Origin of the sequence: Actinomadura sp. NPDC048394 (genome assembly GCF_040651755.1) — a bacterium.
GTDB lineage: Bacteria > Actinomycetota > Actinomycetes > Streptosporangiales > Streptosporangiaceae > Spirillospora > Spirillospora montaniterrae.
Window position 1 is genome coordinate 1 of sequence record NZ_JBEZJL010000090.1, and the last position, 26,684, is coordinate 26,684.

Genomic DNA, 26,684 nt, shown 5'->3' on the forward strand with positions numbered 1-26,684 from the left:
CCCCGGCCACCGCCACGGGCAGGCCCGCGGAGCGAGTGCAGCGAGCGCAGCGGGCCTGCCCGACGACGGGGGTTCCAGGGGGTCGCCCCCTGGACGGCTACGCCTTGCGGAGCCAGTACGTCAGGCCGAGCTCGTCGTCGCGGCCGGCGGTGAGGCCCTCCGGACGGCCCTCGGTGACGGACGTGGCGAGGACCTCGGCGCCGACCTCGGCGCCGTGGGCGCGCAGCGCCTCGGCGAGGTCGTCGCCCGCGGCCTGCCACCACAGCTCGATCCGGTCGGTGACCTCCAGCCCGGCGGCCTTGCGGGCCTCCTGGACGAGCCGGACGGCCTCCCGGACGAGCCCGGCGCGGCGCAGCTCGGCGGTGACGGTGAGGTCGAGCGCGACCGTCTCGCCGGCGGCGCTCTCGACGGCCCAGCCGCTGCGCGGCCGCTCGGTGACGATGACGTCGCCGGGGGACAGGCGCACCGCGCCGACCCCCTCGGCCTCGACCTCGGCGGTGCCGGCGTCGCGCAGCGCGTGCACGAGCGCGGCCGGGTCGGCGGAGGTGACGGCCTTGGCGACCTTCGGGGTGTCCTTGGCGTACCGCTTGCCGAGCTCCCGGAAGTTCGGCTTGACCTCGTACTCGACGAGGTCGCCGCCGATGGACGACAGCTCCTCGAACGCCTGGACGTTCAGCTCCTCGGCGATCTGGGCGCGCAGCTGCTCGGGCAGCGCCGTCCAGCCGGCGGCGCCGACGAGGGCGCGGCCGAGCGGCTGGCGGGTGCGGACGCTGCTCGCGGCCCGCGCGGACCGGCCGAGCTCGACGAGCCGCCGGACGAGGGCCATCTGGGCGGTGAGGTCGGCGTCGAGCAGGTCCTCGTCCACGGTGGGCCAGTCGGCGAGGTGCACCGACTCGGGACCGCCCTCGGGCCGGATCACGTCCCAGACGTGGTCGGTGATGAACGGGACCATCGGCGCCATCAGCCGGGTGAGGGTCTCCAGGCACTCGTAGAGCGTCGCGAACGCGGCGGAACCCTCGGGCGTCTCGGGGCCCTCCCAGAAGCGGCGGCGGGACCGCCGGACGTACCAGTTGGACAGGTCGTCGACGAACTCGGCGAGGCGGCGGCCGGCGCGGGCGGTGTCGAACTGCTCCAGCGACGCGTCCACCTCGCGGACGGTGCGGTGCAGCTCGGCGAGCGCCCAGCGGTCCAGCAGCGGGCGGTCGGCGGGCGCGGGCGCCTCACCGAGCCGGTCCGGCGTCCACGCCTTGCCCTGCGCCTGCGCGGCGTTGGCGTACAGGACGAAGAAGGACGCGGTGTTCCAGTAGGTCAGCAGGACCTTCCGGACGATCTCCTCCAGGGCGGCGTTGCCGACCCGGCGGGACGCCCAGGGCAGGCCGCTGGCGAGCATGAACCAGCGCAGCGCGTCGGCGCCGTGCTGGTCCATCAGCGGGATGGGCCGCAGCACGTTGCCGAGGTGCTTGCTCATCTTGCGGCCGTCCTCGGCGAGGATGAGGCCGAGGCACAGGACGTTCTCGTACGACGACTTGTCGAACACCAGCGTCGAGACGGCCATCATCGAGTAGAACCAGCCGCGGGTCTGATCCTGCGCCTCGCAGATGTACTGGGCGGGGAAGGTGTCCTCGAAGACGTCGTTGTTGCGGTGCGGCGCGCCCCACTGGGCGAACGGCATGGAGCCCGAGTCGTACCAGGCGTCGATGACGTCGGGCACGCGGCGCGCCTCGGTGCCGCACTGCGGGCACGGGATCGTGACGTCGTCCACGTAGGGGCGGTGCGGGTCGAGCGAGGACATGTCGCTTCCGGCGAGTTCACCCAGCTCCGTGAGGGAGCCGACGCAGGTGATGTGGTCCTCGTCGTCGCCGCACACCCACAGCGGCAGGGGCGTGCCCCAGTAGCGGCTACGGGACAGCGACCAGTCGACGTTGTTGCGCAGCCACTCGCCGTACCGGCCCGTCTTGACGGTCTCGGGGAACCAGTTCGTCCTCTCGTTCTCCTCGAGCAGCCGGTCCTTGATCTGCGTGGTGCGGATGTACCAGGCGGGGAGCGCGTAGTACAGCAGCGGCGTGTGGCAGCGCCAGCAGTGCGGGTAGCTGTGCTCGAAGTGGCCGCCGCGGTACAGCAGCCCGCGCGCGCGCAGGTCGTCGGTGAGCGGCTCGTCGGCGTCCTTGAAGAACTTGTTCCCGACGAGGGGCACCTCGCGCAGGAACCGGCCGTCTGGCCCGATCGGGTTGACGATCGGCATGCCGTAGTTCTTGCAGACGGTCATGTCGTCCGCGCCGAACGCGGGCGCCTGGTGGACGAGGCCCGTGCCGTCCTCGACGGTCACGTAGTCGCCCAGCACGACGTAGTGCGCGTCCGGGATGTCGACCAGCTCGAACGGCCGCTGGTACGTGGTGCGCTCCAGTTCGCGGCCCTCGTAGGTCGCGAGGCGCTCGGCGCCCTCGCCGAGGACCTGGTCGACGAGCGGCTCCGCCACCACGAGGATCTCGTCGGACCCGGCGGGGCGGGCGGCGACGTAGGTGACGTCCGGGTGGACGGCCACGGCGGTGTTGGACACCAGCGTCCACGGCGTCGTCGTCCAGATCAGCAGCGCGGCGCCCATCTCGGCGAGCGGACCGGACGTGACCGGCATCCGCACGTACACCGACGGGCTCGACACCATCTCGTACCCGCCGGGCTGGCCCAGCTCGTGGTCGGACAGGCCGGTGCCGCAGCGCGGGCAGTACGGGGTGATGCGGAAGTCGCGGAACAGCAGCCCCTTGTCGAAGACCTGCTTCAGCGACCACCACACGGCCTCGACGTACTCGGGGTCCATCGTCCGGTACGCCTGGTCGGTGTTGACCCAGTACCCCATGCGCTCGGTCATCTCTTCGAACGCGTCCACGTGGCGCAGGACCGATTCGCGGCAGCGGTCGTTGAACTCCGCGACGCCGTACTCCTCGATGTCCTTCTTGCCGGTGAGGCCGAGCTCCTTCTCCACGGCGACCTCGACGGGCAGGCCGTGGCAGTCCCAGCCCGCCTTGCGGGGGACGTGGTAGCCCTTCATCGTCTTGAAGCGCGGGAAGATGTCCTTGAACACGCGCGCCTCGACGTGGTGGACGCCGGGCATGCCGTTCGCGGTGGGCGGGCCCTCGTAGAAGACCCAGGGGGTCCCCGACGCGGTGCGCTCCAGGGACCGCTCGAAGACCTTGCTCTCCCGCCAGCGGCGCAGCATGTCCCGCTCCATGGCGGGCAGATCGACCTGCGCGGGCAGCGGCCGGAAACTACGGCTCACTTGGGCGGACCTCCGGATCGACGTAACGCGTGCACGTGGACCGGAGGGACGAGACGCCTGCCCGGACCGGCCGAGCGGGGACCCGCGGTACCACCCTCCTTGACCGCGCCGGCCCGGTCGCCCGGACATGCGCGGCCCGCTTCGTTCGAGTCTCGGCTGCCGGGTCTACTGGGCCCGCGGGCGCGGCGACGCGTCCGGGACGGTTCTTCCGGCGGCTCCGGGGTGATCTGGCCGCCGCGCTCGCCCCCGGGCTCGCACCGTCCCCGGGTCGCTCATCGCTGCGTACGGCGGCAGGTGTCCCCATCACGGCCTGCCAAAAAGACTGCTGCCCCGACTCTAACGCACCCGGCGCCCGCCCTCTTCCCGATTGCCGGCCCCCGCAAGGGCCTCGCCGGTGCCTGACCCCGGCTGTGAGGTTCCTTTGCGATCTCCTGCTATTCGCTGGAGTTTCCTTGTGAGCGGGCCCCGGGCATAAGCGGTCGGTAACCGACCCAGGGTGTTTACCCGGCCCGCGAAAGGGGACTTATGCTGCCCGCACTGCCTGTCGAGGCGATCAGCGCTGAGGAGGCCACCATGGCCGGCGCGGGGAAGGGCGCGGTGCCCTCTGGAAAGGCGGCGCCGTCCGCCGAGGCGGGGTCGTCCGCGAGGACGGCGGCCGCAGGCAAGAAGGGCCGGAGCGCGCGGCAGGCCCCCGCGAAGGCGCCCGCGGCCAAGGGCGCGGCGGGCACGGCGCCCGCGACCAGGTCCGCCGGCGGCTCCCGGGCGGCCAAGCCCGCCGCCAAGCGCGGCGCCGCGAAGGCCGCCGCGGCCAAGTCCGGCCGCGCGGGCGCGGCCAAGGGCACCGGCGCCGCGGCGAAGGCGGCGGAGCTGCCCGTCCGCGAGGGCGAGGGCCACTGGACGGCCACGGAGCTGGCCGAGGTGCGGGCCGGGCTGGAGGAGCAGATCGTCGCGCTGCGCGAGGAGATCGCGGCGTCCGCGGTGCAGATCGCCGAGGGCGACATCAACGAGGGCGCGGGCGACGACCAGGCCGACGCGGGCGCCAAGACGTACGAGCGCGAGCACGAGCTGGCCCTCGCATACAATTCACAGGACCTGCTGGCCCAGATCGAGCGGGCCGTCCAGCGAATGGAAGCCGGCACGTACGGGATCTGCGAGTCGTGCGTCGAGCCGATCGGCAAGGCGCGCCTCCAGGTCTTCCCGCGTGCGACCCTGTGTGTGACATGCAAACAACGCGAGGAACGTCGCTGAGCGACCAAACGAACCCTGACGGAGGGGCCGGGGAATCCACGGGATCTCCCCGGCCGCGCCGCGTCGGCGTGCTGATCGCCGTGGCCCTGGCCGCGCTCGCCGCCGACATCGTGTCCAAGACCATCGTGGTGGCCACGCTGCAGGACCGGGCGCCGGTCCGGCTGCTCGGCGGGCTGCTGAAACTGCGCGAGACCCGCAACAGCGGCGCCGCGTTCTCGATCGGCACCGGCTACACGATCGTCTTCACCGTGATCGCCTGCGGCGTGGTGGTGGCGATCCTGCGCACCGCCCGCAACCTGCGCAGCCTGCCCTGGGCGGTCTGCCTCGGGCTGCTGCTCGGCGGCGCGATCGGCAACCTGCTCGACCGGCTGTTCCGGGCCCCGGCGCCGCTGAAGGGCCATGTCGTCGACTGGATCGAGTTCCCGCACTACCCGGTGTTCAACCTGGCGGACTCGGCGATCGTCTGCGGCGGGATCCTGGCCGTCGTGCTGGCCGCGCGCGGCCTCCAGATCGACGGGACGCGCCTGGCGGACAAGGACGCGGACGACAACGCGGACACCGACGCGGACGGCGGCGCGGACGAGGAACCGGACGGGCCCTCCGCCGGGCGGCCGGCCGCCGATGCGCCTTCCGCGAAGGACGCCGCGCCCGCCGCGCCCGCCGCGCCCGCCGGGCCCGCCGGGCCCCCGCGGGACGGACCGCCCGCCCCGGACGCGGCGGACTCCCCGGCGGCCGGCGACGCGGACGTCCCGGCGCGCGAGGAGAAGCCCTGATGGGCGGTGAGGTGCGCAGCCTTCACGTCCCGGACGGCCTGGAGGGCGAGCGGGTCGACGCCGCGCTCGCCCGCCTGTTCGGCCTGTCGCGGGGCGGGGCCGCCGACATCATCGCCGCCGGCGACGTCCTGCTGGACGGCCGGGAGGTGGCGACCAAGTCCGAGCGGCTGCAGGCGGGCGCCTGGCTGGAGGTGACGCTGCCGCCCCCGCCGTCGGCGCCCGCGCCGGTCGCCGAGGCCGTCCCCGGGATGGGGATCCTGTACGAGGACGACGACATCGTCGTGGTGAACAAGCCGATCGGGGTCGCCGCCCATCCGACGACGGGCTGGACGGGCCCGACCGTCCTCGGCGGGCTCCTCGGCGCCGGGCACACGATCGCGACGAGCGGCGCGTCGGAGCGGCAGGGGATCGTCCACCGGCTGGACGCCAATACGACCGGCGCGATGGCGGTGGCCAAGAGCGAGGTCGCCTACTCGCGGCTCAAGCGGGCGTTCAAGGAGCGCCGGATCGACAAGCGCTACCAGGCGCTCGTGCAGGGCCATCCCGACCCGTTCCGCGGGACGGTGGACGCGCCGATCGACCGGCACCCGTCGGGCGACGGGCGGTTCGCGGTGGTGGCGGGCGGCAAGCCGTCGGTGACGCACTACGACACCGTCGAGGCGTTCCGGGCGGCCACGCTGCTGGACATCGACCTCGAGACGGGCCGGACGCACCAGATCCGCGTGCACATGTCCGCGATCCGGCACCCGTGCGTCGGGGACATGGCGTACGGCGCCGACCCGACGCTCGCGGAGCGGCTCGGCCTGCGGCGGCAGTGGCTGCACGCCGTCCGGCTGGGCTTCGAGCACCCGACGCGGGGCGACTGGGTCCAGTTCGAGAGCCCCTACCCGGACGACCTGGCGCACGCCCTGGAGATCGTCTCCGCCGAGTCCTGACGGCGGCCCGGGCGCGCCCCCGAGCGGCGGCCCGCACGCGCTCCCGAGCGGCGGCCCGGACGTCCGCCGGTCAGCGCCCGGCGGCGTCCAGGCCGGCCTCGATCACCGCGTTCATGATCTTCGCGAGCCGGTCGCGGCCGAGGGAGGGGGCGTGCTCGGCCATCGCGTCGACGATCGCCCGCTCCCGGTCGGGGTTGCGGCCCGCGAACCCGCCGACGGGCTTGAGTCGCTGGACGAGGGCGGCGACCTCGGCGCGGCGCTCCAGCAGCACGGCCAGCGCCGCGTCCAGCCCGTCGATCGCCGCGCGCGCCTCCGCCACGGTGCCGAGGTCCTCGACGGACGGCAGCGGCACGCGCAGCAGCGGGGCGGCGGGCTCGGCGGTTCCGCAGGCGGGGCAGGACGGCCCGGAGGCGCCGGTGGCGTCGATGACGCGGTCGTGCATGTCGGTCTCCCTCTCTCGCGGCGGCGCACCGCGCAGGGGATCCGTGCCCGGGGCCGCGTCCATGGAAAAAGGCAGAGGCCCGAGTGGGTCTCTGCCTTCAGCCGGCTCCAGGGTCGTCGCTCTAGGTCGTCGCGACCGGCTCGCCCGGAGCCGGCTTCGTAAACCTGAAATGGCGACGTTCCACGCGACGATGGTACGGCGGGACGCCCGGCCCCAGTCAAATCCCGGACGTCCGTCTCGCGTCGTGAGACGTCCACGGAATGGTGCGGGAAGTGCCGGATGTGACGCGCGAGACGGTGGGCGCGTCGGGGAGCGGACGCCCCCCGGACGGGGTTAGGCTCTCAGGACCGCGTCATCCCGGCGACCCGGCCGGGACGGCGATCTTCCCCCGGGACCGATCACCCGACCACGTGCGGGCCACGCACGTGGGCGGTCGCATGCGAGCATCAGGAGGCGCATCGGGCATGGCCGACTCTTTCGTTCACCTGCATGTTCATACCGAGTACTCCATGCTCGACGGAGCCGCCCGGTTGAAGCAGATGTTCGAGGAGGTCGGGCGGCAGAAGATGCCGGCGATCGCGATGACCGACCACGGCAACATGCACGGCGCCTACGACTTCCACAAGCAGGCCACCGCCGCCGGCGTCACCCCGATCATCGGCATCGAGGCCTACATGGCGCCCGAGTCCCGCTTCCACAAGAAGAAGGTCCAGTGGGGCGAGCCGAGCCAGAAGCGCGACGACGTGTCCGGCGGCGGCCTGATCAACCACATGACGCTGTGGGCGCGCAACAAGGCCGGTCTGCACAACCTGTTCAAGCTGTCGAGCCGCGCCTACACCGAGGGCTTCGTCTTCAAGTACGCCCGCATGGACGAGGAGCTGCTCGCCGAGCACGCCGAGGGCGTGATGGGCACGACGGGCTGCCCGTCCGGCAAGATCCAGACCCGGCTGCGGCTCGGCCAGTTCGACGAGGCGCTCAAGGCCGCCGCCACCTTCCAGGACATCCTCGGCAAGGACAACTACTACCTCGAGCTGATGGACCACGGGCTCGACATCGAGCGCCGCGTCCGCGACGGCCTCATCGAGATCAGCAAGAAGCTGAACATCCCGCCGCTCGTCACCAACGACTCCCACTACACCCACGAGTCCGAGGCGACCGCGCACGACGCGCTGCTGTGCGTGCAGGTCGGCAAGCAGCTCGCCGACCCCGACCGGTTCCGGTTCGACGGGTCCGGCTACTACCTCAAGACCGCCGACGAGATGCGCGCCATCGACTCGTCCGACATCTGGGCCGAGGGCTGCCGCAACACGCTGCTGCTCGCCGAGAAGGTCGACCCGGCGGGGATGTTCGAGCACCGCGACCTCAGCCCGCGCTTCCCCGTCCCCGAGGGCGAGACGGAGGAGAGCTGGTTCCGCAAGGAGGTCTGGGCGGGCCTGGAGCGGCGCTTCCCCGACGGCCTGCCCGAGGGGTACAGGGAGCAGGCCGAGTACGAGATGGGCGTCATCCTCGGCAAGGGGTACCCGTCCTACTTCCTCGTCGTCGCCGACTTCATCATGTGGGCCAAGCAGAACGGCATCCTGGTCGGGCCTGGACGAGGCTCCGCGGCGGGCTCGCTGATCGCCTACGCGATGGGCATCACCGACCTCGACCCGATCCCGCACGGGCTGATCTTCGAGCGGTTCCTGAACCCCGAGCGCGCGTCCATGCCCGACATCGACATCGACTTCCCTGAAGACCGGCGCGCCGAGGTCATCAAGTACACGACGGAGAAGTGGGGCGCCGACAAGGTCTCCTTCATCGCGACGTTCGGCACCATCAAGGCGAAGGCCGCCATCAAGGACGCCGGCCGCGTGCTCGGCTTCCCGTACGCGCTCGGCGACCGGATCTCCAAGGCGTTCCCGCCCGCCGTCATGGGCAAGGACATCCCGCTGTCGGGCATCTTCGACGACAAGCACCCGCGCTACGGCGAGGCCGGCGAGCTGCGCAAGCTGTACGAGGAAGAGACCGACGTCAAGCAGATCATGGATCTGGCGCAGGGCCTGGAGGGGCTGATCCGGCAGACCGGCGTGCACGCCGCCGGGATCATCATGTCCGGTGAGACGATCACCGACCACGTGCCGATCATGCGCCGGGACGCCGACGGCGCGATCATCACGCAGTTCGACTACCCGACCTGCGAGACGCTCGGCCTGCTGAAGATGGACTTCCTGGGCCTGCGGAACCTGACGATCATCGACGACGCGCTCAAGGGGATCAAGAAGAACAAGGGCGTCGACGTCGACCTGCTCGCGCTCCCGCTGGACGACCAGAAGACCTACGACCTGCTCGCCCGCGGCGACACGCTCGGGGTGTTCCAGTTCGACGGCGGCCCGATGCGCTCGCTGCTGCGGCTGATGAAGCCGGACAACTTCGAGGACATCTCCGCCGTCGGCGCCCTGTACCGGCCGGGCCCGATGGGCGCGAACTCCCACACCAACTACGCGCTGCGCAAGAACGGCCAGCAGGAGATCACCCCGATCCACCCGGAGCTGGAGGAGCCGCTCAAGGAGATCCTCGACACCACCTACGGCCTGATCGTCTACCAGGAGCAGGTCATGGCGATCGCGCAGAAGGTGGCGGGCTACACGCTCGGCAAAGCGGACCTGCTCCGCCGCGTCATGGGCAAGAAGAAGAAGGCCGAGCTGGACGCCCAGTACGTCGGGTTCGAGAAGGGCATGCTCGACAACGGCTTCTCCAAGGAGGCCGTCAAGACGCTGTGGGACATCCTCGTCCCGTTCTCCGACTACGCGTTCAACAAGGCGCACTCCGCCGCGTACGGCCTGGTCTCCTACTGGACCGCGTACCTCAAGGCGAACTACCCGGCCGAGTACATGGCGGGCCTGCTGACGTCCGTCGGCGACGACAAGGACAAGAGCGCGCTCTACCTGTCGGAGTGCCGCCGCATGGGCCTGAAGGTCCTGCCGCCGGACGTCAACACCTCCGAGGCCGACTTCACCCCGCTCGGCGACACCGAGATCCGCTTCGGCCTGTCGGCGGTCCGCAACGTCGGCCACAACGTGGTGGACGGGATCGTCGCGGCGCGCAAGGAGAAGGGCGCCTACACCGACTTCAACGACTTCCTCAACAAGGTCCCCTCGCAGGTCTGCAACAAGCGGGTCGTGGAGTCGCTGATCAAGGCGGGCGCGTTCGACGAGCTCGGGCACCAGCGCAAGGCGCTGCTGATGGTGCACGAGCAGGCGATCGACTCGGTCATCGACATCAAGCGCAAGGAGGCCGTCGGGCAGGACTCGCTGTTCGGCGCGCTGGAGGACGAGGGCGGCGAGGACGCGTTCGCCGTCGCGATCCCCGAGGGCGAGGAGTGGGACAAGACCACGCTGCTGGCCTTCGAGCGGGAGATGCTCGGCCTGTACGTCTCCGACCATCCGCTGCTGGGCGTCGAGCACATCCTGGAGCGGGAGGCCGACTGCACGATCGCGGCGCTGAACGAGGGCGAGCGGCCGGACGGCCAGATCGTGATCATCGCGGGGCTGCTGTCGGGCCTGCAGCGCAAGGTCACCAAGCAGGGCAACTCGTGGGCGATGTTCCAGCTGGAGGACCTCGCCGGCTCCATCGAGGTGCTGTGCTTCCCGTCGTCGTACCAGCTGTGCTCCACGCTGCTCGCCGAGGACGCGATCCTGATCGTCAAGGGCAAGCTGGACCGCCGCGAGGACGTCGCGAAGATCATCGCGATGGAGGTCACCCAGCCGGACCTGACCATCACCGAGGGCACCGGCCCGCTGTCGGTGACGCTGCCGCTCGGCCGCTGCACGCCGCCGACGGTGTCGCGGCTGAAGGAGGTGCTGATCACCCATCCGGGCACGTCGGAGGTGCACCTGCACCTGCAGAACGGGCCGCGCACCACGGTCGTCCGGCTGGACGACCGGCTGCGCGTCGCGCCGTCGCCGGCGCTGATGGGGGATCTGAAGCAGCTCCTCGGCCCGTCCTGCCTCGGCTAGCCGACCGCCGCGGTCACGCGCCGAGGAGGGCGCGGGCGGCGGGGACCACCTCCTGCGTCCAGCGGCGCAGCTGGACCTCGCCGGGGTTCTCGGGCCAGTACACGAAGGTGTCGAAGCCGGTCTCGGTGGCGAGGCCGGCGATGACGCGGGCCCAGCCGGCCGCGTCGGTGCGGATCGGTTCCTCGCCCTGGAGCCGGACGGTGCCGGGCGCGTCGGTGACGTCGCCGACGAGCTGCGCCATCCGGGTGATCGCGGACGGGTCGCGGCCGGCGTCGCGGGCGGCGCGGGTGATGGTGTCCTGCGCCTCGCGCCACGCCTCGTACGGGAGGTAGTGCGGGATGGGGGCGGCCCATCCGTCGCCGGCGCGGCCGGTGAGGGCCAGCGCCTTCGGGCCGACGGAGCCGATCCAGATCCCGACCGGGTGCGCGGGCGCGGGCCCGGCGTGGACCCCGTTGACGGTGTAGTGCTCGCCGGTGACCCGGACGGTCTCGCCGGGCCGCCACATCGCCCGGATGATCTCGATGGCCTCCTCCAGGGCGTGCAGGGCCTGCGGGTTCGTGCGGTGCGGGCCGCCCATCGCGGCGATCGCGGGCCAGTACGCCCCGGCGCCGAGCGCCAGCTCGAAGCGGCCGCCGCTCAGCAGGTCGAGGGTGGCGGCCTGCTTGCCGAGCATCGCGGGGCCGCGCAGCGGCAGGCTCGCCACGTCCGGGAACACCCGCAGCCGCTCGGTGCCGGCGAGGGCCGCGGCGATGACGGCGAAGGTGTCGGCGAGGTCGGCGGCGTACGGGTGGTCCTGGACGCCGAGCAGGTCGAGGCCGTCGCGGTCGGCGAGGCGGGCGAGGGACAGCAGCTCGTCGAGGCGGGACGCCGACGGCGCGAGCTGGACTCCGAATCGGTAGATCATGAAGGCGACGCTACCGAGGCCGGTGCCGGCCCCGAATCAGTACCGTTACCGGTCGGGACGCGGGCATCGCTCGCCCCGCCCCGGTGCCGGGGTCAGCGGCCGAGCGCGGCGGGCGCCGCGGGCGCGAGGTCGGCCTGCCAGTCGACGAAGCGGCCGAGGCCGTCGAACAGCGCGCGGGCGGTGCCGCCGCCGGGCAGCCGCATCTCCGTCAGCTCGTCGCTCTGCCGGTAGGCGACCCGGTGGTGCGACAGCAGCCCGGCGAGGGTGAGCCGCGGCTCGTGCGGGAACAGGCTCGCCGCCCCGGTCAGCAGCCGCGGCACCGGGATCGGGTCCCAGCCGGCCGCCGGCACCTGCGGGTCGTCGACGTGCAGGTACGCCGAGCCGCCGTCGTAGCCGGCGCCGATGTAGCCGGCGCCGCGCAGCACCCCGCCCGCCGCCATCGCGATCAGCTCGCCGCCGTGCCCGGCCGGCCCGTCGTACCAGGACAGGTCGACCTCGGGCGTGGTGAACTCGGTGATGCCGAGCCGCTCGCCGAGCGTGCGGATCACCAGCGTCGGGACGACCGCGGGATGGGCGTCGCCGAACTGCGGGTTCGCCCACCCCCACAGCCAGGTGCGCTCGCGCGCGGCGTAGGAGCCGAGCAGCGAGACGCGGACGGTCACGCCGCCGCTGGCGTAGGTGCGGGCGGTGAGGTCGGCGCTCCAGTCCTCGCGCGGGAGGAACTCGGCGAGCGTCTCCTGCTGCTGCAGGACGACGGCCGCCAGGGCGGCGCCGAGGCGTTCGAACGCGGGACTGAATCCGGACATGTCGGGCACATTATCCCAGTAACCGGGGCGGTCGCGGGCGTGAATCAAGACGGGAATCGGACACCATTCGATTGTCGATCGGCTGACCTGGGCAGGCTAGGCTTTCGCTGTCAGAGGACACTTCCACCGAGGAGCGTACGCAGTGCGGCCACCGACCGGCAGGCAGTTGACGACCTGGCTGGTCACCACCGCCATCGTGACGCTGCTCGGGCCGCTCGCGGGGCTGCTGTGGGGGAACACCATCCCCAAGGTCACATATGTGATCATCCAAGGTGAGGCGCTGATCGCCGATCCGGAAGGCGAGGGCCCGGTCGGGGTCGACGGCCGGTTCGCGCTGATCGGCCTCGCGGCGGGCCTGCTCTGCGGCATCGCCGGCTACGCCCTGCGCGGCCGCCGCAACGACATCGCGCTGATCCTCGGGCTCGCCGCCGGCGGCGCCGCCGCGTCCCTGCTCGCCTGGCGGACCGGCCACCTGATCGGGCTCGGCCACTACCAGGACGTCGTCCGGCACGGCCGCGACGGCGCCACCGTCACCGGCGTCGCCGACCTGCGCGCCAAGGGCGTGCTGGTGTTCTGGCCGGTGGCCGCGGTCGCCGCGTACGCGCTGCTGGAGGTCGTCGTCCGCCGGCTACCCCCGGGCGATCGCCGCGACGGTGGCGCCGGTGAGGGCGACGAGGTCGGCGGGGGCGAGCTCGATCTGGAGTCCGCGCCGACCGGCCGAGACGTAGACGGTCGCGAGCGCTGACACCGACGCGTCGATTACCGTCGGCAGCCGGCGCCGCTGCCCGAGCGGGCTGATCCCGCCGACGACGTAGCCGGTGGCGCGCTCGGCGTCGCGCGGGTGCGCCATCGCCGCCTTCTTGCCGCCCGCCGCCGCGGCCAGCGCCTTCAGGTCCAGCGACCCCGACACCGGGACGATCCCGACGGTCAGCCGCCCGTCCACCTCCGCCAGCAGCGTCTTGAAGATCCGGTCGTACGGGACGCCGAGCGCGTCCGCGGCCGCCTCGCCGTAGGACTCGGCGTCCGGGTCCGGCTCGTAGGCGTGCACGGTGAACTCGATCCCGGCCTTGGCCGCGGCGACCGTGGCGGGCGTCCCCTGGCCGCCCGCCTTCCCGCCCCCTGCCCGCTTGCTCATGGGGACAGTCTGCCGTGATCTCCGGCGGCCCCGCGCCAGGGCGCGCTCGGTGTCCTGCTGAGGGGGCGACCCCTCCGACTTCCCGGTCAGTTCAGGGTGAACGAGCCGTCGAGGAACTGGCCGGCGGGGATCATCGGGAGCGCGTCCAGGATCCGGTTCTCGCGGACCAGCAGCTCGCGCTCGGCCGCCAGCCGCAGCGCCGCGTCCTCGCACTCCAGCAGCCGCTGCTTCTCGTGCCCGTCCAGCACGACCGACGCCGCGATCAGGTAGGACAGGGCGACCGGGTCGTCCGGCAGGTCCGGGTCGTCGACCGGGCCGGCGCCGGTGGCCGACAGCCGCTCCCGGTACAGCCGGAACAGCCGCCGCACCCGCCGGGCGGCGGGCCCGGGCTCGGCGCCGGGCTCCTCCGGGAGGAACTCGACCTCGCCCTGCAGGTAGGGGCGGGACCGGTCCAGCTCCTTGACGCGGAAGCGGCGCGTCCCGGTGGTGACGATGTCGTAGCGGCCGTCCGGGTGGCGCCTCGCCTCGCGCAGCTCCGCCAGGCAGCCGATGCCGGCGAGGCGGCGCGCCGCGTCCTCGCCGACCTCGTGGCCGAGCTCGATGCCGACCACGCCGAAGCCGCGCGGCTCGGGCCGTTCCAGCAGGTCGCCGATGAGCAGCCGGTACCGCTCCTCGAACAGGTGCAGCGGGAGCACCAGGCCGGGGAACAGCACGGTGCCCAGCGGGAACAGGGGGAGCCGCTCCGTCATGTCGCCTCTTTCCCGCGCCGGCCGGGGACGCCCTCGGCGCCAGCGTACGCCCCGGCCGATGATCTTGGTAAGGGGTGATTTTTCACAGTGTGAAGCGTGTGTCACGCCGACGTCCAGTCCGGGGCCGCCGGGCCACTTGCGTCCGATTGGCCGTACCGCCGCCGGAGCCGCCGCGGGTAGCGTCGGCGGCATGAGGATCCTCGTCGTGGACGCCTTCACCGACCGCCCGTTCGCCGGCAACCCCGCCGGCGTCTGCCTGCTGGACGGCCCCGCCGACGCGGCGTGGATGCAGCGGGTCGCGGCCGAGATGAAGCACTCCGAGACCGCGTTCGTCCGCCCCGTCGACGAGCCCGGCGCGGACTTCGAACTGCGCTGGTTCACGCCGCTGGTCGAGGTGGCGCTCTGCGGGCACGCCACCATGGGCGCCGCCCACGCCCTCTACGACACCGGGACGGTCCCCGCAGGCCGGCCCATCCGCTTCCGGACGCTGGAGAGCGGCGTCCTCACCGTCACCCGGGACGGGGACGGCGGGCTGGCGATGGACTTCCCGTCCTGCCCGCCCGAGCCCGTCGTGCCTCCCGCGGGGCTGGCCGCGGCGCTCGGCACCGAGATCGGCTGGACGGGCCGCAACGTCCAGAACGACCTGGTCGTCGAGCTCGCGGACGAGAAGGCAGTCCGAGCCCTGGCGCCCGACATGGCGGCGCTCGGCGAGATCGACGCCCGCGGAGTGATCACCACCGCGCGGGCGGAGGGGCCGGACGGCGGGTACGACTTCGTGTCCCGGTTCTTCGGCGCGCGGGTCCTGCTCGGCGACGGCGAGGACCCGGTGACCGGGTCGGCGCACTGCGCGCTCGCCCCGTTCTGGGCGGAGCGCCTCGGCCGCGGCGACCTGACCGGCTACCAGGCCTCCGAGCGCGGCGGCCGGGTCCGGACCGCGCTGCGCGACGGCCGCGTGATCATCTCCGGGGCGGCCGTCACCGTGCTGGACGGGACGCTGCGGGTGTGACCCGCGGCACGTCCCCGGACCCCGGCGACACGGGCGTCTCGGCACGTGAGACGGTGCGCGGGGGACCGGGGGCACTCCGTAGACTGGGCGCGTGATTTCCCGTATCGACCTGCGCGGCTCGCTTCCCGGCGACCCGCGCTCCGTGCTGCCCCGCGCCGAGCTCGACGTCGAGGCCGCCCTGGACAAGGTGCGGCCGATCTGCGAGGACGTGCGCCATAGGGGCTCGCAGGCGGTACGGGAGTACACCAAGGCGTTCGACGGGGTCGAGCTGGAGAGCTCCCGGGTCCCGGTCAGGGCCGTCCACCAGGCCCTCGCGGGGCTCGACGCCGCCGTCCGCGAGGCGCTGGAGGAGAGCATCCGCCGCGCCCGCGCCGTGCACCGCGACCAGCGCCGCACCGACACGACCACGCGGGTCGTGCCCGGCGGCACCGTCACCGAGCGGTGGATCCCGGTGGGCCGCGTCGGCCTGTACGTGCCGGGCGGCCGCGCCGTGTACCCGTCCAGCGTGGTGATGAACGTCGTCCCGGCGCAGGAGGCGGGTGTCGCGTCCCTCGCGGTCACCTCGCCCGCGCAGAAGGAGCACGGCGGCCTGCCGCACCCGACGATCCTGGCGGCGTGCGCGCTGCTCGGCGTCGAGGAGGTGTACGCCGTCGGCGGCGCGCAGGCGATCGCGATGTTCGCCTACGGCACCGACGAGTGCCCGCGCGCCGACCTCGTCACCGGGCCCGGCAACGTGTACGTCGCCGCCGCGAAGCGGCTGCTCAAGGGCGTGATCGGCATCGACGCCGAGGCCGGCCCGACGGAGATCGCGATCCTCGCCGACGACACCGCCGACGCGGTCGACGTCGCCGCCGACCTGATCAGCCAGGCCGAGCACGACACGCTCGCCGCCGCCGTGCTGGTCACCGACTCGGTGCGGCTCGCCGACGAGGTCGAGCGGGAGCTGAAGGCGCAGGTCGCGCGCACCAAGCACACCGAGCGGATCACCGAGGCGCTGGCCGGGCGGCAGTCCGGCATCGTGCTGGTGGACGGGATCGACGACGGCCTGAAGGTCGTCGACGCCTACGCCGCCGAGCACCTGGAGATCCAGACCGCCGACGCGCCCGCCGTCGCCGCCCGCGTCCGCAACGCCGGCGCGATCTTCGTCGGCCCGTACGCGCCGGTGTCGCTCGGCGACTACCTCGCCGGGTCCAACCACGTGCTGCCGACCGGCGGGTGCGCGTGCCACTCGTCCGGGCTGTCGGTGCAGTCGTTCCTGCGCGGCGTCCATGTCGTGGAGTACGACCGCGACGCCCTCGCCGAGGCCACCGGGCGCGTCGTCGCGCTCGCGGAGGCCGAGGACCTGCCCGCGCACGGGGCCGCCCTGAAGGCCCGCTTCGACTGGGAGATCCCTTCGTGACCTCGCTCAACGACCTGCCGCTGCGGGACGACCTGCGCGGCCGGGAGCCCTATGGCGCCCCGCAGCTGGACGTGCCATACGCGCTGAACACCAACGAGAACCCGTACCCGCCGTCCGAGCGGCTGGTGAAGGCGCTCGGCGAGGCCGTCATGGACGTCGCCGGGTCGCTGAACCGCTACCCCGACCGCGACGCGGTCGCGCTCCGCGAGGACCTCGCCGCGTTCCTGAACGCCGACACCCCCGGCGTCGGCCTCACCGCCGGGCGGGTGTGGGCGGCGAACGGCTCCAACGAGATCATCCAGCAGATCCTGCAGGCGTTCGGCGGGCCGGGCCGCAGCGCGCTCGGCTTCGAGCCGTCGTACTCGATGCACCCGATCATCACCGGGGTGTCCGGGACCCGCTGGATCGACGCGTTCCGCGACGAGGACTTCGGCCTGGAGCCGGCCCGCGCGATCGCGGCCGTCGAGGAGTACCGGCCCGACATCGTGTTCCTCACCTCGCCGAACAACCCGACCGGCACCGCGCTGCCGCTGGCGGCGATCGAGGCCGTGCTGGAGGCCGCGCCCGGCATGGTCGTCGTCGACGAGGCCTACGGCGAGTTCCGCCGGGCCGGCACGCCGTCGGCGCTGACGCTGCTGGACGGCCACCCCCGGCTCATCGTCACCCGGACGATGTCGAAGGCGTTCGCGATGGCGGGCACCCGGCTCGGCTACCTCGCCGCCGACCCCGCCGTGATCGACGCGCTGCTGCTGGTCCGGCTGCCGTACCACCTGTCGGCCGTCACCCAGGCGGTGGCGCGCACCGCCCTCGCGCACGGCGAGGAGCTGCTCGGCACCGTCGAGGCGCTGCGCCGCGAGCGCGACGACCTGGTCGCCTGGCTGCGCGCCGAGGGGTTCCGGGTGGCCGACTCCGACGCCAACTTCGTGCTGTTCGGGACGTTCCCGGACCGCCGGCGGATCTGGGAGGGGCTGCTGGAGCACGGCGTGCTGATCCGCGAGGTCGGCCCGCCCGAGTGGCTGCGGGTGAGCGTCGGCACCCCCGACGAGATGGCCGCCTTCCGCACGGCCCTCAAGGACGTACTGAAGGAGAGCGTGTGACGCGCAAGGGACGAGTCGAGCGCGGGACCAAGGAGACGCAGGTCCTCGTCGAGATCGACCTGGACGGGACCGGCCGGGTCGACGTGGCGACCGGCGTCGGGTTCTTCGACCACATGCTGGCGCAGCTCGGCAAGCACGGGTCGTTCGACCTGACCGTCAAGACGGCCGGCGACCTGCACATCGACAGCCACCACACGATCGAGGACACCGCGATCGCGCTCGGCCAGGCGTTCCGCGAGGCGCTCGGCGACAAGGCCGGCATCCGCCGCTTCGCCGACGCGTCCATCCCGCTGGACGAGGCGCTCGCGCAGGTCACCGTGGACGTGTCGGGCCGCCCCTACCTGGTGCACGTGGAGCCGGACGGCATGGCGCCGATGATCGGCCCCGAGTACGACACCACGATGACGCGGCACGTCTTCGAGTCGTTCGTGTCGAACGCGCAGATCGCGCTGCACGTCCACGTTCCGTACGGGCGCAACGCGCACCACATCGTCGAGGCGCAGTTCAAGGCGCTGGCGCGCGCGCTGCGCGACGCCGTGGCGTTCGACCCGAAGGTGCACGGCATCCCGTCCACCAAGGGAGCGCTGTAGCCGTGGATATCGGCGGTCTCCACTTCACCTTCTTCAACATCGCCGTCTTCGCGGTCGCGCTGTTCCTGCTCGCCGGCGTGTACAGCTTCATCAAGCAGGGCCTGAAGGCCGCCGCGCTGATCGTGCTGTTCCTCGCGGGGCTGGCGTTCGCCGGGGGAGTGATGTGGCTGTGAGCCCGAACGTCGTCGTGCTCGACTACGGGTCGGGCAACCTGCGCTCCGCCGAGCGCGCCGTGGCCCGCGCGGGCGCGGACGTCACCGTCACCGCCGACCGGGACGCGGCGCTCGCCGCCGACGGCCTGGTCGTGCCGGGCGTCGGCGCGTTCGCCGCCTGCATGAAGGGGCTGCGGGAGGTGCGCGGCGAGCAGATCATCGGCCGCCGCCTCGCCGGGGGCCGGCCCGTCCTCGGCATCTGCGTCGGCATGCAGATCCTGTTCTCCAAGGGCATCGAGCACGGCGTCACCACCGAGGGCTGCGACGAGTGGCCCGGCACGGTCGACGGGCTGGAGGCGCCGGTCGTCCCGCACATGGGCTGGAACACCGTGGACGCCCCGGAGGGCTCCGTCCTGTTCGAGGGGCTCGCGGACGCCCGGTTCTACTTCGTCCACTCCTACGCGGCGCGCCGCTGGGAGCTGGAGCCCGACCCGACCGGCACCATCGAGCCGCCGCTGGTCACCTGGGCCGAGCACGGCGACCGGTTCGTCGCGGCGGTCGAGAACGGCCCGCTGTGCGCGACCCAGTTCCACCCGGAGAAGTCCGGCGACGCGGGGGCGCGGCTCCTGCGCAACTGGCTGTCCACCCTCTCCTGACCGCGCTGCTGGCACTAGCAGTGATCTGTTAACGCTTCCGAGTCATCACCGTGCCCAGAGTCGGACCTGGAGGATGGGTTAACAAAAAGAATATCGGCAATGCGGTGGCGCTCCGCGCCGCCGCGGCCTACAGTGAAGCCTGAGAAAAGGGATCGGCGGTCGCCTCTGTGAGAGGCGACCGCCGATGCGAGATTCCTGTGCCCTGGGCGGCGTGCTGAGCAGAGGCGTACCCAACGCTTACGTGCTCAGGCTATCACAGGGGATTCGCCGGACCGGGCGTCCGAACAGGCGGGAGGCCGATTGATCATGGATGAGTTCGGCTGGACGCATGCCGCCTTTTCGCCCGCGAGGCTGGCGCCCTACCTGGCCGCGGCCCAAGGTGACCGGTCGGCGGCGATGCGGCTGTACTGCTGGAATATCGAGGTGTCCGCCGCGTTCTACGGCCCGCTCCAGTGCCTTGAGGTGACGCTCCGGAACGCCGCCCATGCCGAACTCTGCCGGCGGTTCCGGCGTTCGGACTGGTGGACGCCCGCACGGCTCACGGAAGAGGGGCGGCGCAGCATAGCACGAGCCGAGGAGAAGTTGGAGCGGCACGGCATCCTGCGTCCGAGCGCCGACGCGGTCGTCGCCGAACTCACCTTTGGGTTCTGGGTCTCGCTTCTCAGCCGGAGCGCCGACCGGTATTTCTGGGTGCCGGCCCTGCACCGCGCCTTCCCCGGGTACTCGGGGCCGCGTAGGGAGTTGCACGCCGAAATGTACGAGGTCCTCAAGTTCCGCAACCGAGTTATGCACCACGAGCCGATTCACCGCCGAGCCCTAGAGAAGGACCATGAACGGGTCTTCCGGCTTCTCGGTTACCTCTCCCCGGAGTGCGCGGCGCACGCGGCAAGGCTGGACCGCGTCCCCGAGGTGCTCGCGCGTCGCGAGGACGTGTGCGCCGGTCGCGCCGAGGCCAGTTTCTGAAGGGCGCGAACCGGATGAACGCGAAGCGAGTCTCACTGGCCGATATCGCGCGCAGAGCGGGCGTCCAGCGTCCTGCCGCGTCCAACTGGAAGCGGCGCCACCACGACTTCCCGGATCCTCTGGAGGGCACGAGCGGCGAACTCTTCGACGCCGCCGAGGTCGCCGCATGGCTGGACTGCCGAAGGATACCGGTCAACGCGTTGCGTCCCGGCGAGCGGCCCGGCACGACGTTCGGCGACCGTTTCCGAGGGGCTGCCGGTACCGCGGTTGCCGAGCAGGAGGCCAGGAAGCCTCCGGTGACGGAGCGGGCTGATGCCGCGGCCCGGATCTGGAAGGTGTTCGACGGTGTACGCGGCTTCGCCGATCTGGGCGACTTCACCGAGTCGGTGCTCGCGCTCGTGTGCTGCCGTGCCGTCGATCCGCGCGGCTTCGAATGGTTCCGGGACGCTGTGAGAAGCGTTCCTCCATCGGGGGCGGGAGATCTCTTCCTCTCCGCGTGGGCGGGCGTCTCCCGCAGAACGGCGATGCGGCTCGACGACCCTCCCGTTCTCCGGGACGTCGGCGGCGGCAAGGCGCTGGCGGCGGTCGCCGAGATTCTTTACGACATGGAACCGCCGGCGGAGGATGACCGCGGAAACCCGTGGTGGGGCCCGTCCGAGATGGCAGGGGTGTACGAGGCGGTGCTCGGACGGATCGCGGTCCTGGAGGGGCACCGCGGCGGGGAGTTCCACACACCCCGCTCGGTCGTCCGGACCATGGTCGAGATGGTCGACCCCGCTGTGGGGGAGCGCGTCCACGACCCCTGCTGCGGCACGGGCGGGATGCTCGCCGGAGTCATCAGGCACGCGCGGGGGAACGCTCCACCGACCGCGCCGCCACCGGACGTGTCAGGAGCCTCGCTCACCGAGCGAGGGCGGCGGCTCGCGGCGATGAACCTTCTGGTCCACGGAGTCCGGGCCGATGTTCGCTCCGACGCGTTGGCTGAGGTGGGAGCGCGACCCGAGGGCAGGCGATTCGACGCGATTGTCACCAATCCGCCCTTCACTCTCACGCTGGCACCCGCGGACCTCGGCGGGCTTCACTGGCGCTACGGTGAGCCACCGGCGCGCAACGTGAGCTTCGCGTGGCTCCAATCGGTGCTCGCGATGCTGTCCGACCGCGGCCGGGCGGCCCTGGTCACCGCGAATGGGGCCACGTTCTCGCGACACCGGTCCGAACACATGATTCGCGCCGCGATGATCGAGGACGGCGTGGTCGACTGTGTCGTCGCCCTGCCCCCGCGGCTCTTCGCGTCTACGGGCATCCCGGTCAGTCTGTGGATACTCCGGAAGGACGGGGCCGGGAACGGCAGGATCCTGCTGATCGATGCCGGAGAACTCGGAGACAAACGGTCGCGTGCGGTGCGGACGCTCACCGACGACGACGTCGGCAAGATAAGCGGAACCTACCGCGCGTGGCGGGAGGGCCGGTTCCGAGACGAGCCGGGCTTCGCCCGCGGCGTCGGCCTTGACGAACTCCGGGCGCGCGGTCATTCGCTGTCTCCGCCGACCTACATGACCTCCACCGCGGTCGAGGCCGATATGAACGCCGCGAAAGGCGACGTGGAGCGGCTCCGGGCCGACCTGGCCCGGCTGCATGTGCGTTTGGCCGACCTCGACGAGGCCGTCGACCGGCTGCTCGGCGGTGGACGATGACGGATGGCCTGCTCGTCCCCACCCCTCCGGGCTGGGACACCGTGCCGCTCGCCGAGGTGTGCCGCATCCAGGCGGGACTCTCGAAACGAACCGGGCGGGAGTCTCCGGACGGCACGCCGATCGTCATGATCGGGAACATCGCGCGGGGCCGGATCGTGCGCGACGGCCTCACCCGTATCGTTCTCCCCGGCGATGCCGGGATGGATCGCTACCAGCTGCGGCCAGACGACGTCGTCTGCGCGCGCACTGGTGACCTTGGTCGCAGCGCCGTGGCGGCCGCGGAGAACGCCGGCTGGCTCGTCGGCAGCGGCTGCTTGCGGCTGCGCCCGGGACCCGCGGTCCTGCCCTGCTATCTCGTCCACTACTTCGAGCAACCGGCGGTGCGGCTGTGGCTCAGGGCCTCGTCCACCGGGTCGGTGATCCCCAACCTGAGCATCAGGACACTTGCGGAGATGCCGGTGGCGGTACCGCCGATCGGCGAGCAGCGGGCGCTGGGTGAGGTGCTCGGGCTGCTGGACGAGAAGATCGCCGTCCACGAGGAGATCGTCCGTGCGACCGCCGAACTCCGCGGTTCGGTGGCGCGGCTTCTGTTCGCCGGCGAGCACCCGCCATTCGGGCCGGAGCGTTTCTGAACGGCCGTCCCCCTGGTCCGAGGTCTCCACCTGTATCGATAGGGTTTTCCGCATGACTCTGACGCTCCTTCCCGCCGTTGACGTCGCCGACGGCCGGGCGGTCCGCCTGGTGCAGGGCGAGGCCGGCACCGAGACCTCCTACGGCGCGCCCCTCGACGCCGCGCTGGCCTGGCAGGACGCGGGTGCGGAGTGGATCCATCTGGTCGACCTGGACGCGGCGTTCGGGCGCGGCTCCAACCGGGAGCTGCTCGCCGAGGTGACCGGCCGGCTGGACGTGAAGGTGGAGCTGTCGGGCGGCATCCGCGACGACGCGTCGCTGGAGGCGGCGCTGTCCACCGGCTGCGCGCGGGTGAACATCGGCACCGCCGCGCTGGAGAACCCGGACTGGTGCCGCAAGATCATCGCGTCGCACGGCGACAAGATCGCGGTCGGTCTGGACGTGCGCGGCACGACGCTCGCGGCGCGCGGCTGGACGCGCGAGGGCGGCGACCTGTGGGAGGTCCTCGCCCGGCTGGAGGCCGACGGCTGCCCGCGTTACGTCGTCACGGACGTCACCAAGGACGGCACGCTCCGCGGCCCCAACACCGAGCTGCTGCGCGAGGTCTGCTCCCGCACCGACAAGCCGGTCGTCGCGTCCGGCGGCGTCTCGTCCCTGGACGACCTGCGCGAACTCGCCAAGCTGGTGGAGGTCGGCGTCGAGGGCGCCATCGTCGGCAAGGCGCTGTACGCGCAGGCGTTCACGCTGCAGGAGGCCCTGGAGGCCGTAAAGTGACCGTTGCCGTACGGGTCATTCCGTGCCTGGACGTCGACGCCGGGCGCGTCGTCAAGGGCGTCAACTTCCAGAACCTGCGGGACGCCGGCGACCCCGTCGAGCTGGCCCGCCGCTACGACGCCGAGGGCGCCGACGAGCTGACGTTCCTCGACATCACCGCGTCCAGCGGCGACCGCTCCACCACCTACGACGTGGTGCGCCGCACCGCCGAGCAGGTGTTCATCCCGCTGACGGTCGGCGGCGGCGTCCGCACCGTCGACGACGTCGACCGGCTGCTGCGCGCGGGCGCCGACAAGGTGTCGATCAACACGGCGGCGATCGCGCGCCCGGAGTTCCTGCGAGAGGCCGCGCACCGGTTCGGCTCGCAGTGCGTCGTCCTGTCGGTGGACGCCCGCCGGGCCGAGGGCACCGAGTCCGGGTTTGAGGTGACGACGCACGGCGGCCGCAAGGGCACCGGCATCGACGCGGTCGAGTGGGCGCGGCGCGGGCAGGAGCTCGGCGTCGGCGAGATCCTGCTGAACTCGATGGACGCCGACGGCACCAAGACGGGCTTCGACCTGGAGATGCTGCGCCGCGTCCGGGAGACCGTCACCGTGCCCGTCATCGCCAGCGGCGGGGCGGGCGCCGTCGGCCACTTCGCCCCGGCCGTCGCCGCCGGCGCCGACGCGGTGCTCGCCGCGAGCGTCTTCCACTTCGGCGAGATGAAGATCTCCGAAGTGAAGGACGCGCTCCGCGCCGCGGGCAACCCCGTCCGCTGACCCCCGTCCGCCGAACCCGGCACCCCCCGCCGCGAGAAGGAACCCCCCCCGTGACCGCTTCACCCCGGTGCGCCCTCGCCACCTGCGACCGGCTGCCCGAAGGCAGCGACGACGCGCGGATGCTGGCCGCCGCCCTCGCCGGCCTCGGCGTCGCCGCCGATATCGCCGTCTGGGACGACCCGGCCGTCGACTGGTCCGCCTACGACCTCGTCGTCATCCGCTCCACCTGGGACTACACCGACCGGCGGGACGCGTTCCTCGCCTGGGCGGAGAGCCTCCCGCGCGTCCTCAACCCGGCGGACGTGCTGCGCTGGAACACCGACAAGGTCTATCTGCGCGACCTGGAGGCCGCGGGCGTCCCGATCGTCCCGACCCGCTGGGACCCCGACAGCATCCCCGCCGACTGGCCGGAGTTCGTGCTCAAGCCGTCGGTGTCGTCCGGCTCCCGCGACACCGCCCGCTGGGGCGCCGGCGAGGAGGACGCCGCCCGCGCCCACCTGCGCGCCCTGCGCGACGCCGGCCGCACGGTGATGCTCCAGCCGTACCTGGACGCCGTCGACGCCGCGGGCGAGACCGCCCTGGTGTTCATCGGCGGCGAGTACAGCCACGCGGGCCGCAAGGCGCGTGTCCTCAACCCCCGCGCCGGCATCGAGGGCCTCGCCGGCCTCGGCGAGACCCGCGGCAAGGTCACCGCGACCACCGCGACCACCGTCGAGCTGGACCTCGCCCACCGCGTCCTCGCCGCCGTCCCGGGCGGCGGCGACCTGCTCTACGCCCGCGTCGACCTGGTCCCGGGCCCCGGCGGCGACCCGTTGCTGATCGAGCTCGAACTCACCGAGCCGGCCCTCTACCTCGAACACGCCCCGGGCAGCGAGACCCGCTTCGCCAAGGTGGTCGCCGGGCTGCTGTGACCCCCTAGGCGGGCTCCTCGCCGGGGGCCGGGGTCGCGGACTCGGGCGACGCGCCGGCGATCGGCAGGATGATCGCGGACGGGTGGTCCGGGTCGTGGAAGACCTCCTGGTCCGCCGGGACCATCCGGCGGGCGGTGGCGAGCGGCTCGCCGGTCCCGGGGTTCGCCGCGACCTTCGGGTGGGCGCCGCTGGCCACGTGCACCCGGACGCGGTGGCCGCGCGCGAAGCGGTGCCCGGTCGGCCACAGGTCGACGGCGATGCGGCGGACGCCCGCCGTCCCGACCGGCTTCTCGGCGAACGCCGGGAGCCGCAGCCCGCCCTCGCAGACGTTCCGGGAGGTCCCGTCCGGGGCGACGTCGCAGAGCCGGACGACGAAGTCGGTGTGCTCGCGGTCGGACCGGACGAACAGGTCGGCGCCGACCGGGCCGATCACGTCGAGCGGCTCGGCGAGCGGCGGCGAGGTGAACACCAGCACGTCCGGGCGGCGCTCCAGCGGCCGGTTGTCGACGGGGCGGGAGCTGCCGAGCAGCGTCGGGCCGCCGAGCGCGGGCGTCGGCCGGGCGGGATCGAACCGGTAGGCGCTCGGCTTCGACGGGAGCGGGCCGTCCTCGCCGAGACCGCCGCCGGGATGCAGGTGCCAGCGCTCCTGCCGCGTGCCGGGCGGCGGCCAGTCGCGGTAGTGCCGCCACTCGCCGGCGCCGGTGACGTACAGCCGGACGGGTTCGGCGCGCAGCCCGGACGGGTCGCCGAGCAGGTGCGCGCGGAACCAGGCGAGCGTCTCGCGGAACGACACCAGCCCGTGCCGGGCGTCGGTGTGCCACCAGGGGCCGATGGTGAGGTACGGCCGCCGCCCGGCGGCGCGCAGCGCGAGGTAGTCCCTGATCTCCCACGGCAGGAACACGTCGTACCAGCCGCCGAGCAGGGTGACGGGCGCCTCGACGTCGCCGACGGTGCCGCTGAAGTCGCGCCCGTCCCAGTAGCCGGCGTCCGTGCCGTGGTTGGTGAGGAGGTCCTGGTAGAACCGCATCTGCTCGCCGCCGGTCGCCACGTCCAGCTCGCCGAGGGGCAGGCCGGACCGGGCGGCGCGGACGGCGCGGCGGCGCGACAGCAGCGTCGCGGCGAGCAGCCCGAGCGGCTGCTGCTGCCGGTGGGTGAGGTCGGTCCACGTGAGCGTGGACTCCAGCGCGAACGATCCGCCGACGTAGGCGGCGTCCCGGAACGACGACGCGGTGATCTGCAGCGACATCGCCTTCAGCTCCGGCCCGGCCTCGGCGGCGATCGCCCACGCGGAGTAGCCGAGGTAGCTGGCGCCGTAGGTCGCGAACGTCCCGCCGAACCACGGCTGCTCCTTCAGCCACGCGACGGTGGCGAGGCCGTCGTCGCGCTCGCTGCCGAGCGGGTCGAACTCGCCCCCGGACCCGAACGTCCCGCGCGCGCTCTGCACGACCAGCTGGAATCCGAACGGGACGAACAGCAGGCCGTTCGCCAGTGCGGCGGGCCCGCGCCGCCCGTAGGGCGTGCGCACCAGGATGGTGGCCGGCGGGCGGCGCGTCCCGGCCGGGACGTAGCGGTCGGCGAGCAATGTCACGCCGTCCGGCATCGTCACGGGCAGGTCCCGCTCGACCGTGTACCGCGGCAGCGGCGGGCGGGGCAGCCCGCGCGGGCGGCGCACCCGGATCGGCGAGGCGGGCAGGCGGTCCCTGAGGGCCATGCGACCTCCAAGATTGCTACTACCTAGTAAGGTAACCGCTCGCGCCCGGACGACACCTCCGCGCCCTCGCCAAGTCCCTGAC

Annotated in this window: 24 protein-coding genes; 17 read left to right on the plus strand and 7 right to left on the minus strand. The window is 72.7% G+C overall.

Going from position 1 to position 26,684, the window contains the following annotated elements; genetic code table 11:
- Window positions 1-97: 97 nt before the first annotated feature.
- Window positions 98-3,274, minus strand: coding sequence for an isoleucine--tRNA ligase (gene ileS / locus AB0C78_RS42835; protein ID WP_360759776.1), 3,177 nt, complete (start codon window positions 3,272-3,274; stop codon window positions 98-100).
- Window positions 3,275-4,141: 867 nt separating this feature from the next.
- On the opposite strand from ileS, the gene AB0C78_RS42840 reads away from it, so the two are divergent.
- The 3 genes from AB0C78_RS42840 (at window position 4,142) to AB0C78_RS42850 (ending at window position 6,230) form a co-directional block, all read left to right on the plus strand.
- The gene (locus AB0C78_RS42840; RefSeq protein ID WP_151545000.1) at window positions 4,142-4,522 is read left to right on the plus strand and encodes a TraR/DksA family transcriptional regulator; all 381 of its coding nucleotides are present in this window, start codon (window positions 4,142-4,144) and stop codon (window positions 4,520-4,522) included.
- A 68-nt stretch (window positions 4,523-4,590) separates the two neighbouring features.
- A complete protein-coding gene (gene lspA / locus AB0C78_RS42845; protein WP_360759779.1) occupies window positions 4,591-5,295 on the plus strand; it encodes a signal peptidase II in 705 nt (234 codons plus the stop codon).
- A complete protein-coding gene (locus tag AB0C78_RS42850; RefSeq protein ID WP_360759782.1) occupies window positions 5,295-6,230 on the plus strand; it encodes an RluA family pseudouridine synthase in 936 nt (311 codons plus the stop codon). Before lspA ends, AB0C78_RS42850 begins: the two co-directional genes overlap by 1 nt.
- Before the next feature lie 70 nt (window positions 6,231-6,300).
- Here the strand turns inward: AB0C78_RS42850 and AB0C78_RS42855 are convergent, their stop codons facing one another.
- Entirely contained in the window at window positions 6,301-6,672 is a 372-nt protein-coding gene (locus tag AB0C78_RS42855; RefSeq protein WP_151544985.1) for a chorismate mutase, read from the minus strand.
- Window positions 6,673-7,136: 464 nt separating this feature from the next.
- On the opposite strand from AB0C78_RS42855, the gene dnaE reads away from it, so the two are divergent.
- Window positions 7,137-10,667, plus strand: coding sequence for a DNA polymerase III subunit alpha (gene dnaE, locus AB0C78_RS42860; RefSeq protein ID WP_360759786.1), 3,531 nt, complete (start codon window positions 7,137-7,139; stop codon window positions 10,665-10,667).
- Between the two features lie 13 nt (window positions 10,668-10,680).
- Here dnaE and AB0C78_RS42865 read toward each other — a convergent pair whose 3' ends face one another.
- Window positions 10,681-11,571, minus strand: coding sequence for an LLM class flavin-dependent oxidoreductase (locus AB0C78_RS42865; protein ID WP_360759789.1), 891 nt, complete (start codon window positions 11,569-11,571; stop codon window positions 10,681-10,683).
- 92 nt (window positions 11,572-11,663) lie between these two features.
- The gene (locus tag AB0C78_RS42870; RefSeq protein ID WP_151544988.1) at window positions 11,664-12,377 is read right to left on the minus strand and encodes a DUF6882 domain-containing protein; all 714 of its coding nucleotides are present in this window, start codon (window positions 12,375-12,377) and stop codon (window positions 11,664-11,666) included.
- Between the two features lie 142 nt (window positions 12,378-12,519).
- Between AB0C78_RS42870 and AB0C78_RS42875 the strand changes: the two genes are divergently transcribed.
- A complete protein-coding gene (locus tag AB0C78_RS42875; RefSeq protein WP_360759792.1) occupies window positions 12,520-13,122 on the plus strand; it encodes a hypothetical protein in 603 nt (200 codons plus the stop codon).
- Here the strand turns inward: AB0C78_RS42875 and ybaK are convergent.
- The gene (gene ybaK / locus AB0C78_RS42880) at window positions 13,006-13,512 is read right to left on the minus strand and encodes a Cys-tRNA(Pro) deacylase (RefSeq protein ID WP_360759795.1); all 507 of its coding nucleotides are present in this window, start codon (window positions 13,510-13,512) and stop codon (window positions 13,006-13,008) included. The genes AB0C78_RS42875 and ybaK overlap by 117 nt on opposite strands.
- Before the next feature lie 86 nt (window positions 13,513-13,598).
- The gene (locus tag AB0C78_RS42885) at window positions 13,599-14,261 is read right to left on the minus strand and encodes an LON peptidase substrate-binding domain-containing protein (protein ID WP_151544990.1); all 663 of its coding nucleotides are present in this window, start codon (window positions 14,259-14,261) and stop codon (window positions 13,599-13,601) included.
- Between the two features lie 190 nt (window positions 14,262-14,451).
- Here AB0C78_RS42885 and AB0C78_RS42890 point away from each other — a divergent pair, with 190 nt between their 5' ends.
- The 12 genes from AB0C78_RS42890 (at window position 14,452) to AB0C78_RS42945 (ending at window position 24,891) form a co-directional block, all read left to right on the plus strand.
- A complete protein-coding gene (locus AB0C78_RS42890; protein WP_360759798.1) occupies window positions 14,452-15,267 on the plus strand; it encodes a PhzF family phenazine biosynthesis protein in 816 nt (271 codons plus the stop codon).
- A 91-nt stretch (window positions 15,268-15,358) separates the two neighbouring features.
- The gene (gene hisD / locus AB0C78_RS42895) at window positions 15,359-16,666 is read left to right on the plus strand and encodes a histidinol dehydrogenase (protein ID WP_360759801.1); all 1,308 of its coding nucleotides are present in this window, start codon (window positions 15,359-15,361) and stop codon (window positions 16,664-16,666) included.
- Complete coding sequence (locus tag AB0C78_RS42900; protein ID WP_360759804.1) at window positions 16,663-17,763, plus strand: histidinol-phosphate transaminase; 1,101 nt, start codon at window positions 16,663-16,665, stop codon at window positions 17,761-17,763. Before hisD ends, AB0C78_RS42900 begins: the two co-directional genes overlap by 4 nt.
- On the plus strand, window positions 17,760-18,353 hold the full coding sequence (hisB, locus tag AB0C78_RS42905) for an imidazoleglycerol-phosphate dehydratase HisB (RefSeq protein WP_151544994.1): 594 nt from the start codon (window positions 17,760-17,762) through the stop codon (window positions 18,351-18,353). The genes AB0C78_RS42900 and hisB overlap by 4 nt, the downstream gene beginning before the upstream one ends.
- A 2-nt stretch (window positions 18,354-18,355) precedes the next feature.
- Complete coding sequence (locus AB0C78_RS42910; RefSeq protein WP_360759807.1) at window positions 18,356-18,526, plus strand: hypothetical protein; 171 nt, start codon at window positions 18,356-18,358, stop codon at window positions 18,524-18,526.
- Window positions 18,523-19,161 (plus strand): imidazole glycerol phosphate synthase subunit HisH, encoded by a 639-nt coding sequence (hisH, locus tag AB0C78_RS42915; RefSeq protein WP_360759810.1) that lies wholly within the window; start codon window positions 18,523-18,525, stop codon window positions 19,159-19,161. The genes AB0C78_RS42910 and hisH overlap by 4 nt, the downstream gene beginning before the upstream one ends.
- A 306-nt stretch (window positions 19,162-19,467) precedes the next feature.
- Window positions 19,468-20,124 carry a hypothetical protein gene (locus AB0C78_RS42920; RefSeq protein ID WP_360759813.1) on the plus strand — a complete coding sequence of 219 codons (657 nt, stop codon included), beginning with the start codon at window positions 19,468-19,470 and terminating at the stop codon, window positions 20,122-20,124.
- A gap of 14 nt (window positions 20,125-20,138) precedes the next feature.
- The gene (locus AB0C78_RS42925; protein ID WP_360759816.1) at window positions 20,139-21,818 is read left to right on the plus strand and encodes an N-6 DNA methylase; all 1,680 of its coding nucleotides are present in this window, start codon (window positions 20,139-20,141) and stop codon (window positions 21,816-21,818) included.
- Between the two features lie 41 nt (window positions 21,819-21,859).
- Window positions 21,860-22,450 carry a restriction endonuclease subunit S gene (locus tag AB0C78_RS42930; protein WP_360759819.1) on the plus strand — a complete coding sequence of 197 codons (591 nt, stop codon included), beginning with the start codon at window positions 21,860-21,862 and terminating at the stop codon, window positions 22,448-22,450.
- A gap of 52 nt (window positions 22,451-22,502) precedes the next feature.
- Complete coding sequence (priA, locus tag AB0C78_RS42935) at window positions 22,503-23,222, plus strand: bifunctional 1-(5-phosphoribosyl)-5-((5-phosphoribosylamino)methylideneamino)imidazole-4-carboxamide isomerase/phosphoribosylanthranilate isomerase PriA (RefSeq protein ID WP_360759822.1); 720 nt, start codon at window positions 22,503-22,505, stop codon at window positions 23,220-23,222.
- Window positions 23,219-23,980, plus strand: a complete 762-nt coding sequence (gene hisF, locus AB0C78_RS42940; protein WP_360759825.1) for an imidazole glycerol phosphate synthase subunit HisF — start codon at window positions 23,219-23,221, stop codon at window positions 23,978-23,980. Before priA ends, hisF begins: the two co-directional genes overlap by 4 nt.
- A gap of 50 nt (window positions 23,981-24,030) precedes the next feature.
- A complete protein-coding gene (locus AB0C78_RS42945; protein WP_360759828.1) occupies window positions 24,031-24,891 on the plus strand; it encodes a hypothetical protein in 861 nt (286 codons plus the stop codon).
- Window positions 24,892-24,895: 4 nt separating this feature from the next.
- Here the strand turns inward: AB0C78_RS42945 and AB0C78_RS42950 are convergent, their stop codons facing one another.
- Window positions 24,896-26,602: a CocE/NonD family hydrolase gene (locus tag AB0C78_RS42950; protein WP_360759831.1), complete on the minus strand. Its 1,707-nt coding sequence runs from the start codon at window positions 26,600-26,602 to the stop codon at window positions 24,896-24,898.
- Window positions 26,603-26,684 lie beyond the last annotated feature (82 nt).

What these genes read in the sequence shown, in the direction of transcription:
- AB0C78_RS42850 (WP_360759782.1), top strand. Translation starts at nt 5,295, where the DNA reads ATGGGCGGTGAGGTGCGCAGCCTTCACGTCCCGGACGGCCTGGAGGGC.
- AB0C78_RS42855 (WP_151544985.1), bottom strand. Translation starts at nt 6,672, where the DNA reads ATGCACGACCGCGTCATCGACGCCACCGGCGCCTCCGGGCCGTCCTGC.
- dnaE (WP_360759786.1), top strand. Translation starts at nt 7,137, where the DNA reads ATGGCCGACTCTTTCGTTCACCTGCATGTTCATACCGAGTACTCCATG.
- AB0C78_RS42865 (WP_360759789.1), bottom strand. Translation starts at nt 11,571, where the DNA reads ATGATCTACCGATTCGGAGTCCAGCTCGCGCCGTCGGCGTCCCGCCTC.
- AB0C78_RS42870 (WP_151544988.1), bottom strand. Translation starts at nt 12,377, where the DNA reads ATGTCCGGATTCAGTCCCGCGTTCGAACGCCTCGGCGCCGCCCTGGCG.
- ybaK (WP_360759795.1), bottom strand. Translation starts at nt 13,512, where the DNA reads ATGAGCAAGCGGGCAGGGGGCGGGAAGGCGGGCGGCCAGGGGACGCCC.
- AB0C78_RS42885 (WP_151544990.1), bottom strand. Translation starts at nt 14,261, where the DNA reads ATGACGGAGCGGCTCCCCCTGTTCCCGCTGGGCACCGTGCTGTTCCCC.
- AB0C78_RS42890 (WP_360759798.1), top strand. Translation starts at nt 14,452, where the DNA reads ATGAGGATCCTCGTCGTGGACGCCTTCACCGACCGCCCGTTCGCCGGC.
- AB0C78_RS42920 (WP_360759813.1), top strand. Translation starts at nt 19,468, where the DNA reads ATGGATGAGTTCGGCTGGACGCATGCCGCCTTTTCGCCCGCGAGGCTG.
- AB0C78_RS42925 (WP_360759816.1), top strand. Translation starts at nt 20,139, where the DNA reads ATGAACGCGAAGCGAGTCTCACTGGCCGATATCGCGCGCAGAGCGGGC.
- priA (WP_360759822.1), top strand. Translation starts at nt 22,503, where the DNA reads ATGACTCTGACGCTCCTTCCCGCCGTTGACGTCGCCGACGGCCGGGCG.
- AB0C78_RS42950 (WP_360759831.1), bottom strand. Translation starts at nt 26,602, where the DNA reads ATGGCCCTCAGGGACCGCCTGCCCGCCTCGCCGATCCGGGTGCGCCGC.